Annotated in this window: 13 protein-coding genes and 1 pseudogene; 5 read left to right on the top strand and 9 right to left on the bottom strand. The window is 44.5% G+C overall.

Annotation, left to right across the window (positions count from 1 at the left end):
• Positions 1 to 8: 8 nt before the first annotated feature.
• The 8 genes from FTW16_RS09080 to FTW16_RS09115 form a co-directional block, all read right to left on the bottom strand.
• Positions 9 to 1,322, bottom strand: a complete 1,314-nt coding sequence (locus FTW16_RS09080; protein WP_146490780.1) for an HlyD family type I secretion periplasmic adaptor subunit — start codon at positions 1,320 to 1,322, stop codon at positions 9 to 11.
• Complete coding sequence (locus FTW16_RS09085; RefSeq protein WP_146490781.1) at positions 1,315 to 3,501, bottom strand: ABC transporter transmembrane domain-containing protein; 2,187 nt, start codon at positions 3,499 to 3,501, stop codon at positions 1,315 to 1,317. The genes FTW16_RS09080 and FTW16_RS09085 overlap by 8 nt, the downstream gene beginning before the upstream one ends.
• The gene (locus FTW16_RS09090; protein ID WP_146490782.1) at positions 3,498 to 5,144 is read right to left on the bottom strand and encodes an ABC transporter transmembrane domain-containing protein; all 1,647 of its coding nucleotides are present in this window, start codon (positions 5,142 to 5,144) and stop codon (positions 3,498 to 3,500) included. Before FTW16_RS09090 ends, FTW16_RS09085 begins: the two co-directional genes overlap by 4 nt.
• A gap of 152 nt (positions 5,145 to 5,296) precedes the next feature.
• Positions 5,297 to 5,932 (bottom strand): CatB-related O-acetyltransferase, encoded by a 636-nt coding sequence (locus FTW16_RS09095; protein WP_146490783.1) that lies wholly within the window; start codon positions 5,930 to 5,932, stop codon positions 5,297 to 5,299.
• A 421-nt stretch (positions 5,933 to 6,353) separates the two neighbouring features.
• Positions 6,354 to 7,466 carry an NADH:flavin oxidoreductase gene (locus FTW16_RS09100; RefSeq protein WP_146490784.1) on the bottom strand — a complete coding sequence of 371 codons (1,113 nt, stop codon included), beginning with the start codon at positions 7,464 to 7,466 and terminating at the stop codon, positions 6,354 to 6,356.
• A gap of 239 nt (positions 7,467 to 7,705) precedes the next feature.
• The gene (locus tag FTW16_RS09105) at positions 7,706 to 8,395 is read right to left on the bottom strand and encodes a hypothetical protein (RefSeq protein WP_146490785.1); all 690 of its coding nucleotides are present in this window, start codon (positions 8,393 to 8,395) and stop codon (positions 7,706 to 7,708) included.
• Positions 8,395 to 9,564 carry an OmpP1/FadL family transporter gene (locus tag FTW16_RS09110; protein ID WP_146490786.1) on the bottom strand — a complete coding sequence of 390 codons (1,170 nt, stop codon included), beginning with the start codon at positions 9,562 to 9,564 and terminating at the stop codon, positions 8,395 to 8,397. The genes FTW16_RS09105 and FTW16_RS09110 overlap by 1 nt, the downstream gene beginning before the upstream one ends.
• Before the next feature lie 93 nt (positions 9,565 to 9,657).
• Positions 9,658 to 10,470 carry a crotonase/enoyl-CoA hydratase family protein gene (locus FTW16_RS09115; protein ID WP_146490787.1) on the bottom strand — a complete coding sequence of 271 codons (813 nt, stop codon included), beginning with the start codon at positions 10,468 to 10,470 and terminating at the stop codon, positions 9,658 to 9,660.
• Positions 10,471 to 10,585: 115 nt separating this feature from the next.
• Here FTW16_RS09115 and FTW16_RS09120 point away from each other — a divergent pair.
• From FTW16_RS09120 to FTW16_RS09145, 5 genes and pseudogenes are all read left to right on the top strand, one after another.
• Positions 10,586 to 10,828 (top strand): annotated as a pseudogene (locus FTW16_RS09120) (ABC transporter ATP-binding protein); the annotation flags it as partial.
• A 144-nt stretch (positions 10,829 to 10,972) separates the two neighbouring features.
• A complete protein-coding gene (locus tag FTW16_RS09125; RefSeq protein ID WP_146490788.1) occupies positions 10,973 to 12,058 on the top strand; it encodes a PQQ-dependent sugar dehydrogenase in 1,086 nt (361 codons plus the stop codon).
• A gap of 448 nt (positions 12,059 to 12,506) precedes the next feature.
• Positions 12,507 to 12,716 (top strand): cold-shock protein, encoded by a 210-nt coding sequence (locus FTW16_RS09135; protein WP_004737278.1) that lies wholly within the window; start codon positions 12,507 to 12,509, stop codon positions 12,714 to 12,716.
• 117 nt (positions 12,717 to 12,833) lie between these two features.
• Positions 12,834 to 13,373 carry a YaeQ family protein gene (locus FTW16_RS09140; protein WP_017631131.1) on the top strand — a complete coding sequence of 180 codons (540 nt, stop codon included), beginning with the start codon at positions 12,834 to 12,836 and terminating at the stop codon, positions 13,371 to 13,373.
• On the top strand, positions 13,366 to 14,019 hold the full coding sequence (locus tag FTW16_RS09145) for a hypothetical protein (RefSeq protein ID WP_261383427.1): 654 nt from the start codon (positions 13,366 to 13,368) through the stop codon (positions 14,017 to 14,019). Before FTW16_RS09140 ends, FTW16_RS09145 begins: the two co-directional genes overlap by 8 nt.
• Positions 14,020 to 14,475: 456 nt before the next feature.
• Here FTW16_RS09145 and folE read toward each other — a convergent pair whose 3' ends face one another.
• Positions 14,476 to 15,129 carry a GTP cyclohydrolase I FolE gene (gene folE, locus FTW16_RS09150; RefSeq protein ID WP_017061725.1) on the bottom strand — a complete coding sequence of 218 codons (654 nt, stop codon included), beginning with the start codon at positions 15,127 to 15,129 and terminating at the stop codon, positions 14,476 to 14,478.
• Positions 15,130 to 15,133 lie beyond the last annotated feature (4 nt).

Consider the following 15,133-nt stretch of genomic DNA (forward strand, 5'->3'; position numbering starts at 1 on the left):
TATAGCGATTACCTTTCTCCAAATGCAACGCTGATGTTGGTGTAGATCGGCTTCCAAAGGTATTGGAATACAGACTTCTCGCCCGTAGTAATGTCAACTTCGCCCGTCATACCCGGCAAAATAGAAAAGCTCTCAGGATTATCACGGAAGTACGGCGTTTCAACAGACACCACCACTTCATAATAGATTTCACCTCGCTCACTTTGACTGGTGGTCGGTGAAATACTTTCCACCTCACCTTTCAGCGCCCCAAAGCGACTGTAATCAAACGCATCAATCTTGATACGAGTCGGCTGCCCAACACTCACAAAACCAATATCTCTCGGTGATAAGCGAGCTTTAAAATCCGCTTTACCGCCGACAGGAACAATCTCAACCACTGTCCCGCCCGGTTGAATAACGCCGCCGTTCTGCGTACTTGGCAGGCTTTGTACCAATCCTTGTAGCGGCGATACCAACATAGTGTTGGTCAGTTTTGCTTGGCTTGAACGAACTCTGGCATTCAATGCAGATAAATCTGACACGGCTTTGGAACGATCAGCACTCACTTTCGCCTTTGCCTCAGCAAGAAGCTGTTCAATTTTTTGTTCAGTGCTGTCTGCTTGTTTGATTAGCACAGCTTTCTTACCACGAGCTTCTTCGATTTTTTGTTCGATACTGGCCAGTTTTTGTCGCATTTCAAGCACACGTAAACGTGAAATATTGCCCGCTTCATATCCCTTCTCCAGTATGTTCAACTCTTGCTTGGTCGCATTGAGTTCTTTCTCGTAGCTAGGTAAAGACTTTTCTACACTGTGAAGCTGCTCTGCAATTTGTTCGCTCTCTTTCTCAAGCACCACACGCTTTTGGAAGTAGAGGGCTTTTTGTGCGTTCAACTGCGCTTTTTGTTGGCTAACAATTTCTGGGTAATCGACCTCGAACTCAGCAAGGTTAGGCTCACGTTGTTCTAGCAGTGCATTCATACGCTCCACACTGGCTAGAAGCGTCACTTGTTGGGACTTCAATTCTTCAAGAGCAGTACGTTGAAAGGTGGCATCAAACTCAACAAGCGGCTGACCTTTTTCGACCAGCTGACCTTCTTTAACGAGAATTTGCTTTAACTTACCGCCAATCGCGCTTTGTAATACTTGCTTCTCGCCTTCTGGAATTACTGCGCCTTTGGCTTTGGCAATTTCATCAACTTGGGTGACTACAGACCAAGTGGCAAAAGCGATAACACATAAAGCAACTGACCACGTCGCCAATGCCAATGTACGAGCCGTATTTTGTGATTCAACAAGTTCACCGTAGCGCTTGCCCTTCTCGATAGGTTGTTTAGCCATTAGCGACTCCTTGCTTAGACTCTGATTGTTCTTGTTGGGCTGCATCTTGCTGAGCAGACGGCTCTTGTTCTTGGGAAGCTTGAGGCTCTGAAGGCTGTTCCTGCTCCGAAGACTGTTCCGGCTCTAATGGGCCAGCATAAACAACAGCCCCCTCATTTAACACCACGACTTTATCGGCAAGCTTGATTAAATCCGGATCGTGGGAGGTGTAGATCACTGTTGCTTTTCCTTTTTTCAACTGCACAAACTCACCAAATATACGTTTAGCATTTGGGTGTGCATCAGGCACAGGGTTATCCATTAAAAACATGGGGTAATCATAAACCAGCGCTTTTGCATCAATGAGGATCTGCGCAACACTGCCAGACAACATGTCAAAAAGGCTATCCGGTTGAATACTGCTGATGGCGGTATCTAGTCCGTCTGATAATGTCTCGAACCAACGCTTTCCACCCACTATTTCAATTGCAGAGATCATTTTCTGATCTTCGACTTTATGACCGTCGTTTAGCCACTCTCGAATACTCAATGTAAGCAAATCAGGATAAGCGGCTCGAATGAAACACCAGTGACGATAGAGTTGCGGGTCGTATTGAACGAGGTTAACGCCTTCAAGCTCGACCATGCCGTTTTGGATAGGCTGCAAGCCAGACAGCACTTCAATTAATGTTGATTTACCGCTCCCAGAAGGGCCGGTAATCGCGACAATTTCACCCGCTTCAATATCAAAACTCACACCATTCAAGGCCGGGCGACTCTGTTTGGGATAGCGCAGTGTCACTTGGTCTAATTTAAAATTAGGCGCTACCACAGGTAACGGGTGATGCTGGTAACTGAATTCACGTTCAGATGGCTGAGACAAAATACGATTCACCTGCAACCTGGATTGATTAAAGCTATTAAAACGCATCGCGCTGTTTGCCAACACCTGAGCAGGCCCCGTCACTTTGGAAATCAACATCATTGATGCAATCAAACCACCGGGCGTCATCACTTGTTCGAAAATAAGTCCAATACCTAAGCCCATGACAGCCAGTGTTGAACCTACTCCGATAAAGTAATAAATCGAGGTGTATCGACTTTGCAGAACCGATTGATTAAACGTCACCGTAGAGGCAAGCAGATTGGCCTTTTGGAAACGTTGAATCCAGTGCTCTGAAAAACCAGCACTACGAATAAAAGCAAGCTTGGACGACAACTCATTAGTCATATTTTGACGATTAGTGCCTGCTACCGTCGATTGCATTGAGCGCTTACTACTCGAACGTATCGAACGCTTAGCTAATAGGTAATACAGAACCAAAGAGACGATGGGAACCAGTACTAACCAACCGCCTAAAACTCCTATCGCTAGTACAAAAATTAGAATGAATGGTAGATCAAACAGCGCATTTCCTAATGGCCCCGATAACACACCTGAAATACGCTCCGACAACATCACTTGGTTTTGTTGACTAGAAGAGGCTGTTTGCTGATTTTGAGCATAGCTATTTCGAAGCAGACGTTGCACGAGGGATTGAGATATCTCACGACTTACCCGGTTTGAAACTGAAGCAAACACTCGGCTGCGCAATGTTCTTAACCAACCCATCATCACAAACAACAACGCCGCGCCAATGGCGATACCTTGCAGCTCATGCCCTGCATCACCGCCAATCACATGGTCATAAATCGACATAGTGATGAAAGGAACGGCAAGCGCAAATAAGTTAGTGATAAAACTGACTAGCAGCAATTTAGGAATAATGGGGCGAAACGCATGTAACCGTTCGCCAACCCAATCAGGAGAAGCCTTCTCTAGTGGTGGACCTTCGATAACAATGCAAAACTGTGGTATATCGGCAATGTCTTCATTGGCACCAAAAGCGATAAACTGTTTCGATTCTATATGACCAGAGACCAGCTCATGTTCACCAAGTACCAGTAAAACCAATTTATGCTCGCCAACTTCATCTAGGTTGGCAACCAAGCGATAGGGCAATGCAAGCCTGTCGAACAGGGCAAACATATCGTCTATTGATTCAATCCCATTCTCATCGACCCATTGACGTGCGAACAACTGGATATTCGCATTCACTTCCAACTGCTTAAGGACAGAAAGGCTTTCATTTTCTAAATGATTCATCACCTCTTGTCGACCATTCGGATCTGCACGGTTGCTCGCATCTAAACGATTCATACGATAGCCTCCTGGTTGTTCTCACTGTCGACCGCAATAGCTCGACTTTCCACTGTAATGATTCGATTAGCTAATTCGCGAAGTTTAGAATGGTAGCTCACAATCAGTATCGTCCGTCCTGCCGCCACTTCTTCTTCCAGAACCTTAGCAAGGTTTCCAAGGGCATCTAAATCAAGCGAGGAATCTGGCCTTTCTAACATGATAATGGGCTTATCACTTGCCAGTTGAGTCGCGATATTGAGCATTTTCACGTTGCCCATACTCAGCAGAGACGCACTCGTATGACCAATTTGTGTCTCTAGTCCATCTGGTAATCGAGTGATTTCCTTGGTTAAACCCAAACGCTTAGCATAGTCACTGGCGCTATGTGTTCTCTCAGGATCAAACCCGCACAAGTTGTCGAGAATAGTACCTGACACTAACTGCCCTTTAACGCCACAGTAGGCGGCAGTATTGGTTACGGATGCGATTGAAACGGCAGCTCCGTTAATGAAACACTCACCCGCGGCCAAATCATCAATCCCTGCTATCGAAGACAGTAAGTGACTATTGGTATGGCGATCTTCACTTTCTAACAACACCAGTTCGCCTTTATTTAACATCACATCCGCACTAGCGAGTTCACCATATCTTTCGACGGTGGCTTGCTTGATTTCTAAAGTTTCAAAGTCAGATAACGGGATCTCAGGTTGCTCAGAATCTGAAGATTCCGATAGTGACAAGTCACTCAATTTTTCTATTGCCTGATTGGCACTGTGTATTGAATTAAGTTTGATCCGAATCCCAACCATAGCGCTCAAAGGCGCAACCGCTCTACCCGATAAGATAGAGCATGCTGCTAATCCACCAGTGGTTAACTGACCATCTAACACCCACAAGCTACCCGTAATCACGAGTAACACTGACGTCGCTAATGCGGCAAGCTGAATACATTCTTGGGCGAAGGCGTTCTGTTCTTCTTCTCTCGCTTTAGACTGAGAACGAACGTTATTGAGGGATTTAAACTGATTAAAGATTCGAGACTCAACGGCCTGACGTTTGATTCCCTGAATGGTTTGGCTCAGCAAAATCAAGAACGCTTTTCGCTCCTGCTCATCTTGAGAAGCTTCCTCACTTAGACTTTTAACGCGAATAGAAGATAACCAAACGATTCCGAGAGTAATCAGCCAAACTGCCAAAGGTATTGCCACCAGCTCACCACCGATGTAAGCCACCAAGCCCAAGAAGATCAATGCAAAAGGCAAATCAATAAAGCCTGCAATCACACCGCCGGAATACCAATCTTTAACTTTGGATACTGAGCCGAGCCCTTCTTCTACACCGCCAACACCTAAATGACGAAGATGACCTGATGAAGCGTTAGTCACCCTTTCAACCAAGGTTTGATAAGTCGCTTTCTCGGTATTACTGGCCGCGGCAGACAAAAGCCAAGTGCGCACAAAACGTATGAGTGCTTCCATGGCTACAGCTAGAGTCGCCCCCGCTAGAAGCAGTGTGGCTGTACCATAGCTTTGGTTGGGGAGAATACGATCGTAGATCTGGAGAACCGTTAATGGAACGGCCAATGACAAGAGGTTAATAAGTAAAGAAGGCAGTAAGACTTTCCTTACTACCCCTTTATTTTTTACTGACGTTACAGGCATACACAATCCTTATCCATGCTTATGAAATAAGATTGGTACACCATATTGGGTATTGCAAGGTAACGACCTGATTTAACGTGTTTTTCAATATAAATATGACACAAGTCTTTCTACACAAATCCGTGACTATACCTGTAACTTAGAAACGCCCCTTACAAACCATTGTCGTAATCCGTTATCGCCTGCTTTAACTTTGAAAAGTTTGAGTTACATAAATACGGTTTCAGTGCTTCAAACTTCTCTTCTGGCCACTCGTATATCTTCATTGAAATCAGCTCATCAATAACGGACTCATCAAAGCGGTATTTGACGACTTTAGCTGGGGAACCACCGACAATGCTGTAGGGCGCGACATCTTTTGTCACAACACTATTCGCAGCAACCACAGCGCCTTCGCCAATCGTAACGCCGGGCATCACCATCGCTCGCATGCCTAACCACACCCCATCTTCAATGTGAGTATCACCTTTGCCAATGTAGGCGTCGTCGATGACATCCATAAATGGATACAGCGAAAACCAATCAACTCTGTGTGTATGGTTGCCACCCATTAAAATCACAACCTCTGCGCCAATACAGACATAATCACCAATATAGAGCTCGTCGATTTCCCATCGAGGCTCCCACTGGCGGCTGACTTCGTCGCCGTGTAAATAGCGAACTACCGATTGTTCAAAGCCATTATCCCAGCAATCGCTGTAATAACTGTGTTGACCTTTTACGTGAATATTGGGGTTAGTTACGACTTCATGCAGCAACTCGAATTTGGACCAATGCTTCTTTTGCATTTTTACCTCTGAATGTTCTATTTAGTTTTACTCGTTTTAATATCAAAATGTTCGACGACGCAAATTCAAGGTGCACAAACTAATGCCCTATAAACACAGGGTTCATTGGGGTGAATAGTGATTATCACGCTTAAATCATAGCAAAGTCGCTAAAACTAAAGAGACGTCAGTGGATTCGAGGTTGCTTAAGACGAGGAAGTAATTTCAAAGTTTGCTCAGTTTGTTATCGATAACTTGGTTGGATAATTTACAGGCGTAGTGTATCTGTTTAATCGCGCCAATTTGACAGGAAGATGTGATTAATAAGGTTTCAAATTTCGTTTCGTGGAATACGGAATAAACAAGAGCCTGCGCGATTACACAGGCTCAAACTTAGACTCGGCTATAAACTTCGGCTCTCGCTTGAAGCTGGGTTCAGCGACTACATGCGAGCAAGCTGTACTTTTCTGTCTTTATTCACCACGCAGAAGTTGCCGCGCTTAGTGCGACACTTAGAGCATCGTTCGCATTCAACAGGGCTTCTATCCCCTTCTTTCCAACGCTTAACTAAATGCGGTTCAGAAAGCAGCGGTCTTGAAAGCGCGAAGTATTCAATGCCTGTGTTGTTTGCAATCGCTTCGATAGCATCAAAATCTGTCAGGCCGCCAACCGTGATCACAGGGATGTTAACGTCTTGGCTGATCGCGTGACCATATTCGTGGAAGTAGCCTTCAGCTTGAATAGTAAAACCATCGTGCGACTCGCCAATCATAGTGTCTGCTTTGCCATGAATATTGCCTGACACGACAATGCCATCCACGCCCACTTGCTCAAGCTTTTTGCACACAATACGCGTTTCGTCGAAGGTCACACCACCTTCAAAAAACTCCGAAGCTGTAAGCTTAACCAAGATAGGGAAATCATCACCCACCAGCTTACGTGTCGCGGTATAGATCTCTAACAAAAATCTCATGCGGTTTTCTAAGCTACCGCCGTACTCATCTTCACGTTGGTTGTAGTAAGGGCTTAAGAACTGATTAATCAGGTAAGTGTGAGCGGCATGAATTTCAACGCCATCAAAGCCTGACTTTTGTGCTCTCAAAGACGCTTGAGCAAAGGCATCAACAATGTAGTCGATCTCATCTTTGGTCATCGCTTTGCCTAGTGTTTGAGTTCCTTTTTCAGGAACCTCACTTGGTGCGTAGATCACTCGTTCGCCAAGATCATGCGTGGTTTTGGTGCCACCATAAGCCAATTGCATCACGATTTTAGAGTCGTTATCGTGCACCAGTTGAGTCAGCTTTTGATACTCTTCAATGAATGAGTCGTTATACATACCCATCATGCCCGCATTCGGCTTTTCTTCTTCAACGATGTTCGCGTAACCCGTCACGATCAGGCCGACTTCACCTTGAGCCAACTCTTCATAGATAGCGTACAGTTTATCTGTCATATGGCCATCTTCGGTGGCCATATTTTCCCACGTTGCACTTCTCATGAAGCGGTTCTTTAGTGTCATCTTGCCAAGGCGGGTTTCTGTAAACAAAGTACTCAAATCTAATCCTCATTCAATCGTGTTACGCCATTGCCCCATCGAGTGTGAGGCTGATTGCGCGGATACTACAGAGAATAAGACAGGCAAAACTTAATCTAGATTAAGAGAGAGGCACTCTCATATAAGAAACAGGCAACTATTACCAACAAAGAAAGGATTAGAATAGATTCTAAGAGTAGGCTCACCCAACCGGTAAGCCTACTCTCAGTTCTAATTATTTAAGACAATACGCAGAAAAGCTATTTAAACTCGTAGGTATAAGATGCGCCAACACTGTTATTTTCACCGAAATCATCCTCAGCAAAGATAGTGAAGAAGTTGAATGATTGAGCATCACTCAACTTGTAGCTAGCGCCGACGCCGGCCCAATATCCTGAGTAATCATCAGACCCCGTTGAACCACCACCGAAGCCCATGATAGACCATTCATCAGTAATCGTTTTTAAACCAAACGCACCAATGTAACCACCGTGGGTTGCACTCGGCATCAGCACATAGTCGGAACCAACATTATCATCATCGAACACTGCCACTTCGCCGTCATTATAGCTGTAACCAGCCATAGGGAAGATTTGCCAACCGAACGGCTCAATATCGAAATAACTCAGTGGTATAAATGTACCAATACTGTAGTTGTTCTTGTAAGCATCGTTATCATACTCAGAGCGGCTAAAGTTGAAGTTCACGATACCCATCGGCAACAGCCATGAACCACCTACTCGCCACTCTTCACCATCTGCATTGACACGAGCATTGATCATTCGTGCTTCATCTAGCCCAATAGACCCTGAGAACTGCAGATCTTCGTTATAAGCAACGCCAGCTTTAGTTACGATTTTAGTCGGATCGTCAGGGTGCTTCTCTTCAGCAAAAGCACCCGTTGAGCCCAGTATGACGGCAGTAACAATTAATAGATTACGTAAGGTCATTAGAAGGTCGCGCTAACGCCAATAAAGTGAATACGACCATCGAAGCTACCATCAACCATAAATCGGTCCATATCAACTGAGCCCAAATCTGCGTACTCATAGAACACATCAATTAAGATGTCATCCCAGTAGGTAGATGCACCTACTGAGTAGCGATACTGTTCGCCTACAGGCAGATCAACATACTGCAATGTCGGATCATCTTGTGGAGAAGTTTCGTAAGAGAAGCCCGCTTTCAAACGCCAGTCTGAGTTAAGTTGGTAATCTGCGCCAACCGCGAATTTCCACACATCATCCCAGTCGCGCTCTAGGGTTTGATTAATTGGGACACCACCATTTTGGTTTGTACCTAGATCTAAAACAGTACTATCCCATTGGCTCCATCGGTGAAATTGCACGCTAGCTAAAAGATCAAGCTGAGAGTTAAACGCATAGCTCAAACTCGCATCAACAATTTCAGGTACATCAATACCAGTACTCAATGAACGCTGGCCACCAGTAAACACGTTCACATCATTATTGAATTCATGTTCCAATTTAGAGCGGTAACTTGCTCCCAACTTAAGCTTGTCTGTTGGTGTGTACATTATACCGAGGTTATAACCATACGCCCAATCAGTATCTTGCTTGGCTGTAAAAAGAGAAGATGACTGTTGTAATGCAGCCCAACTTAATTGCACGCCAGCACCAATGGACCACTGTTCATTTAACTGGTAGCTCAGTGACGGATTCACTTGCATCGCAGTAAGCGTAATATCTTGAAGTAAAAGATGACCTGCCCACTCATTACCGTAATCTAGGCTAGAACCGCCAACAGCGCCAAGTGCAATACCAAGGTGTAATTTGTCTGTGACTTGATGAGCATGGAACGCACCAAATGAAGGCATGACTGAATGAGCTTTACCATCTGGGTTACCATCGTTGTCTTGGTATTTCATCTCAAGATCAAACGCCATGGTATTAATGGTCGTTTTGCTTTCGCCCATGTGGGACATAGTAGCAGGGTTGGTCCACATCGCCGCAGCCGAACGAGTATAAACACCGTCACCAGCTCCAGTAGTACCAGCGTTGGCAACGACAGCTTCTTGCAAAAACAGGCCACTTGCAAATGCATTTAAGCTAGTAAAAATTGCAGTGGCAGCTAGAGAGTAAGTAAAAGTTTTGTTCATCAGATTGCTCATTTAGCCTTAGACATTAAATTGCTCTAAGGTTACCGCAAAGCCCCATAAACAAATGGAATATCCGTTATTCCTGTACAAACGCTATTTGAACGTTCTCGCGACGTATGAACGTTGCTTGTCTCGATGAGTTTCACGTTGAGCAGCAATGGCTCTATTCTTTCCAAACCCTACCTTTATCTGATACCAGGTCTCATAAAATACTGCCATGCCAGGGCTTGACCACCAAGTCTTGTTGTAGAGTTTCTTATTAGCAGCGACAACATCTGGCGACCGATTCGCGCACTCAAGCGCCAATGCATAGGCTTCAGCGTAAGGGTCTTCAGCAATCTTGGTCACCAATCCATAGTCTTTCGCTGTTACGCAGTCGATCACTTTAGCGGTCATCGCCATTTCTAAGGTGTGATCTTTACGCATTAATTCACGAAATGCGATGGCGCCTCCCATATCAGGAATCAGACCCCACTTAGCCTCTAGTATTGAGAAGTTAGCGTCCGGACTAGCGATCCTAAAATCACCACCACTGACCAATTGCAGGCCACCTCCCCAACAGCGACCATGAATCGCAAAAATGACAGGGCATGGAATATCTCGCCAACCAAGTGAAAAGCGTTGTGCAGCGTTAGGCAATATCGGGAGCCATTTAAACAAGAGCTTCATCGCCCCAGACTTACTGGTTAAAAGCGACTTAACATCAAGCCCTGAACAAAAATCAGATCCCTCGCCCTTCACTATTACGGCACGAATCTCGGTGTTCTTTTTCAGCTGGGTCACCATGTTATTCACGCCTTGGAACATTGCCATATCAATAGCATTGAGCTTATCGGGGCGATTCAACACAACCGTCGCAATTTGGTTTTCATCGATGGAACAAGTAATACGATCGAGGTTTGGCATGGTGGCTACCTTATCAGTGGTCAGACCTTTAGATTATACATTTTATTAACATATGCCAAACTTGCACATTAAGAAGCGAGACCTGTGTTGCTTAACATCTCCCAGTTACACGGAGAAACTCAACAAAAAAGAAGATGTTGGGGTGATCGTTATTTTGCACGATTTGAACCTAACGCTTCGTTACGCCACGCATATTGTCGCCCTGAAAAAAGGTCAGATTGCGTTTGAAGGTAGCGCGGATAAGTTACTTGATGAACAAACGCTATCGGCTTTGTATGAGTCCCCTATCCGACTGATCGATCATCCTGTTCCAGCTAAGACAGCTGCAAGCAAGAAGGTTGCCGTTGTTTGCGAGTAACCCGAAGAATCAAAGTTAAGTGAATGAGTTACTCATTCTTTGGATAACTCACCAGCATAACGAGTGAAAACAGAGTAAATGTTTCCTTAAACTTAAATCAGCACAAGCTACACTAATACCACCTCATGAAATCAAGGGACTGCCATGAACACTCATCATCGTATTCTTTCCTGTGCTTTGGCGCTGCTTGCCTCTGGTCCTATAACCTCAGCCTTTGCGTGGCAGGTAGAGAAGGTCACTGACGGACTCTTAATCCCTTGGGGTTTAGCTTATATCAACGACAAGTCCATGCTAGTAACAGAAAAATCCGGCGTCATTAAACACGTTGATTTAAAAACAGGCGGCCAAAACACACTATTCAGGCTACCAAATGTCTGGGCTAAAGGCCAAGGCGGATTATTAGATATAGCATTATCTCCTTTTGAAAATGGGAGGTTCTACGTCACTTATAGTAAAGACGTCGATGGTGAAGGCGTAACGACACTGGCTTCTGCTAATTACAGCAATAATGAAGTCACCAATTGGACAGACGTGTTTGTGTCAAAATCTAGAACAGACACAGGGCGTCACTTTGGTAGCCGTATCACCTTTGATGAGAGCCACCTTTACTTTTCAATTGGTGATCGCGGTGACCGAGATAACGGCCAAGACACCATGACTCACGCCGGCTCAATATTGCGATTAAATGCCGATGGAAGCACACCAAGCGATAACCCCTTCACAGATAACGACAAAATTCTCGACGAGATTTGGAGTTATGGTCACCGCAACCCACAAGGGCTTTTCTATGATTTCCCAACTCAAAAACTTTGGTCTATTGAACACGGGCCACGTGGTGGTGATGAAATCAACCTAATAAAAGCAGGCACTAACTATGGCTGGCCAGTCACATCGCACGGTAAAGAGTATTGGGGACCTATCAGCGTGGGGGAATCTGAAACCAAAGACGGCATTGCAGCACCTAAAAAAGTCTACGTTCCTTCAATCGCACCGGGGAGCTTGATCGTCTACCAAGGTGACAAATACCCTGAATTGCAAGGCAAGCTACTGGCTGGCGCGCTTAAACTTACTCACATCAATATTGTGACAGTCAATAAACAAGGTGAGGTAATCGCAGAAGAACGCATTTTAGAAGATTTAGACGAGAGGATAAGAGACATCGAAACTTCACCAAATGGTGACATCTTCTTCAGCACTGATAATGGCAACCTTTACCGCTTGAAAAAGTAGTCGAGACATCGTTCAAGTAAAGACATTTTCCTTACAACGAAATCTATAGATATAAGCCGTAAAAAGTGGGCTCAAGACCCAATTAGCGGCTTTTAATTTGCAAAAATGAATGCGCCAAAACAGTGCAATTACTCCAAATTCGTCATCAATTTCGACCACCTTTTTCACAAAAACGACAACAAATCACCATACAACTGTAACTACATGATATTTAAGGAATGCAAAGTTTGACTACCCCCAAGTTTCTGAAACCTTTCACTATGGATTCGATTGACTATCCCCTGATTTAATTTAGACTTCATCTCGGCTAGAAAGAAAGTTCTTTGTATATAAACATTTCGTTGGATTACTAGTAACCCCGTTGTGTTGTACGCAATAGCAATAAACTTTTCCACGCTATCAGTGCCACAATTGGCTCAAAATAAAAATTTAATTTTAGGATATCATCATGTCTAACACAGTTACTGGTACAGTAAAATGGTTCAACGAAACTAAAGGCTTCGGCTTCATTCAACAAGAAAACGGTCCAGACGTATTCGCACACTTCTCAGCTATCACAGGCGAAGGCTTCAAAACTCTTGCTGAAGGCCAAAAAGTTGAGTTCGTAGTATCTCAAGGTCAAAAAGGCCCACAAGCTGACAGCATCAAAGTACTTTAATTTAGTATTTTAAAGCTTTCTAAAAATAGCCAGCCTCTGCTGGCTATTTTTTTACCCGCTATTCAGAGATTTAAGGTAATATTCCCCTTCACTATTTCTACCTAAGACACCCTCTCAATGGCTCTTAAACCCACAATCTACAAGTTTCGTATCTCTTTAACCGATATGAATCGCGACTATTACGACTCTTTTAATCTAACGGTTGCACAACACCCTTCTGAAACGGAACAGCGAATGATGGCTCGAATCATGGCTTTCTGTATCAATGCATCACCTGAACTTGAGTTCACTAAAGGGTTGTCTAGCATTGAAGAACCCGATTTATGGCAGAAGTCGTTAGATGATCAAATCCTAGAGTGGGTTGATGTGGGCGAACCCGATCCAGAACGCGTTAAGAAGGCAACTCGCCTATCTAAATCAGTGCGTGTATTCAGCTTCAACACTAAATCGAACGTTTGGTGGGAACAGAACAAAGGTAAATTCGGTTACCTAAAAGCTCAAATCGTTCGTCTAGACAACGATGGTATTGAACAGCTAGCAGCAATGACGCAACGTACGATGGATCTTTCAGTGATGCTGACAGGCAACTCTGCTTTCGTTAACAGCGACACGCAATCTGCAGAAGTAACGTGGGAAGAGCTACAGAGTAATGACTGAGCGTCCAACCCCGAATAGTTCGCAGACAGAAGCTAGCCAGCTAGAAGAAGCCAAGCAGCAAGCCGACGCGCAGCAAGACATCAAAGCGAAACAACAAGCTAGAACCAAACTTCACCAGTGTTTAAAAGAAGCAGGTTTAGATTCAGTAAAAGCGCTCTCGACAGGCTACGAGAAAGAGCTGTCGTCATTTATTGATGACAACCACGCTTTGTTTAAACACGCCTGCGAAAACAAGCCGGACAACTCTGCACGTCAGACGTTGCTTGGCTTGCTAACCAAGGTACATATCGATGCAAGCTATCGCTTTGAAAGCAATAAAGAAGCGAATGAAGCGATGCAAAATGTATTCGATAACACAGTAGGCACTGAGCACAGCGACAAGTTTCAAAACTCTAACGCTCAACAGTTAAAATTAGTGACTCATTTGTGGTTGTTCATTCAAGGACGACTCGGTATGGATTACAGCCTAGCCAATGATCATGCAGCTGTAGCCGCTACACTGCTGTCTCGCTTATCACGAAGCACAGACGATGAGATCCGAGTCGAGTTCATGGCGAGCTTCTATGATGGCTTGAACATCTATCAAGCCGAGAACAAACCGTCAGGTATTGTTCATCACTTAAAGCGTTTGTTTAACCTTTCTTAAGCATTCCCACTAGCGATCGATTCTAGTTACGCTCTATATTTTTATAGAGCGTACTTATTCTACTTAGCCGCCAGAGATTCCCTATTACGTTCATTCCTTGCTTTAAGGAATGACGGACTCGTGTTACTTAGATTCAACGTTTCGGTTTGCCTAGACAGAAACAGAAACAAAAAAACCGCTTTAGGTGAAATACTATTGATCCAATTCCTCCTTCTCGCCGTCATCCTCGAGAAGGAGGAACGACTGAATCGAGGATCTCATACCAAGTCAGAAACTACACAGATAAACAGACTCCCTACTCGCTCATTCTTCACTCCAGGGAATAACAGCATTCGCAGCCATTACAGTTAACTTCATTACAGGCGTAAAAAAGCCCCGCAGAAAGCGAGGCTTAGAATATTTTTAACGAACACAATTTACAGAGGCTAAACCGCGTTCATCAAATAACGCAACGTATTAACGTAGGCCGTGTAAGAATTCGTGGCGCGTTGCTGGGTTTGATCTGAAGATACCACCCAATGCGGTTGTCGTCGTTTCGCTAGTTGCGTCCATAACACCGCGAGATTTCACGCAGTAGTGAACCGCGTCCATGGTTACAGCAACGTCATCGGTTTCCAGTAGCGTTTGCAATGCAACAAGGATCTGCTGAGTCATGCGCTCTTGAACTTGTGGGCGCTGAGCAAAGAATCGAACAATACGGTTGATCTTTGAAAGACCAATAATCTTTCCACGCGGGATATAAGCTACAGCAGTCTTACCATCGATGGTTACAAGGTGATGTTCACAAGTGCTGGTCACGGTAATATCTTTTACACGTACCATCTCACGAACGCCCATCTTGTTTTCAATTACGGTGATTTTAGGGAAATTGGCGTAATCCAGACCAGAGAAAATCTCATCCACGTACATTTTAGCAATACGTTGCGGTGTTTCTTCCAGGCTATCGTCCGTAAGATCAAGTTCAAGGAGAGTGAGAATCTCACGCATATGGTGTTCGATTCGTTCCTTTTTCTCTTCTCGGCTAACCTGATTAGGACTCATTGGTGTCTCTAATCCGCGGCTTGCTAGCGCATCTTTAACCAACTTCGCTGATTCGCTAAGACCTGACATTGAA

It is taken from the genome of Vibrio sp. T20, assembly GCF_007858795.1.
In the GTDB taxonomy this organism is placed as follows: Bacteria; Pseudomonadota; Gammaproteobacteria; order Enterobacterales; family Vibrionaceae; genus Vibrio; species Vibrio satsumensis.

Coding starts and splice junctions, on each gene's coding strand:
- FTW16_RS09085 (WP_146490781.1), bottom strand. CDS start 3,501: ATGAATCGTTTAGATGCGAGCAACCGTGCAGATCCGAATGGTCGACAA.
- FTW16_RS09090 (WP_146490782.1), bottom strand. CDS start 5,144: ATGCCTGTAACGTCAGTAAAAAATAAAGGGGTAGTAAGGAAAGTCTTA.
- FTW16_RS09110 (WP_146490786.1), bottom strand. CDS start 9,564: ATGAACAAAACTTTTACTTACTCTCTAGCTGCCACTGCAATTTTTACT.
- folE (WP_017061725.1), bottom strand. CDS start 15,129: ATGTCAGGTCTTAGCGAATCAGCGAAGTTGGTTAAAGATGCGCTAGCA.
- FTW16_RS09125 (WP_146490788.1), top strand. CDS start 10,973: ATGAACACTCATCATCGTATTCTTTCCTGTGCTTTGGCGCTGCTTGCC.
- FTW16_RS09145 (WP_261383427.1), top strand. CDS start 13,366: ATGACTGAGCGTCCAACCCCGAATAGTTCGCAGACAGAAGCTAGCCAG.
- FTW16_RS09095 (WP_146490783.1), bottom strand. CDS start 5,932: ATGCAAAAGAAGCATTGGTCCAAATTCGAGTTGCTGCATGAAGTCGTA.
- FTW16_RS09105 (WP_146490785.1), bottom strand. CDS start 8,395: ATGACCTTACGTAATCTATTAATTGTTACTGCCGTCATACTGGGCTCA.
- FTW16_RS09140 (WP_017631131.1), top strand. CDS start 12,834: ATGGCTCTTAAACCCACAATCTACAAGTTTCGTATCTCTTTAACCGAT.
- FTW16_RS09080 (WP_146490780.1), bottom strand. CDS start 1,322: ATGGCTAAACAACCTATCGAGAAGGGCAAGCGCTACGGTGAACTTGTT.
- FTW16_RS09115 (WP_146490787.1), bottom strand. CDS start 10,470: ATGCCAAACCTCGATCGTATTACTTGTTCCATCGATGAAAACCAAATT.
- FTW16_RS09135 (WP_004737278.1), top strand. CDS start 12,507: ATGTCTAACACAGTTACTGGTACAGTAAAATGGTTCAACGAAACTAAA.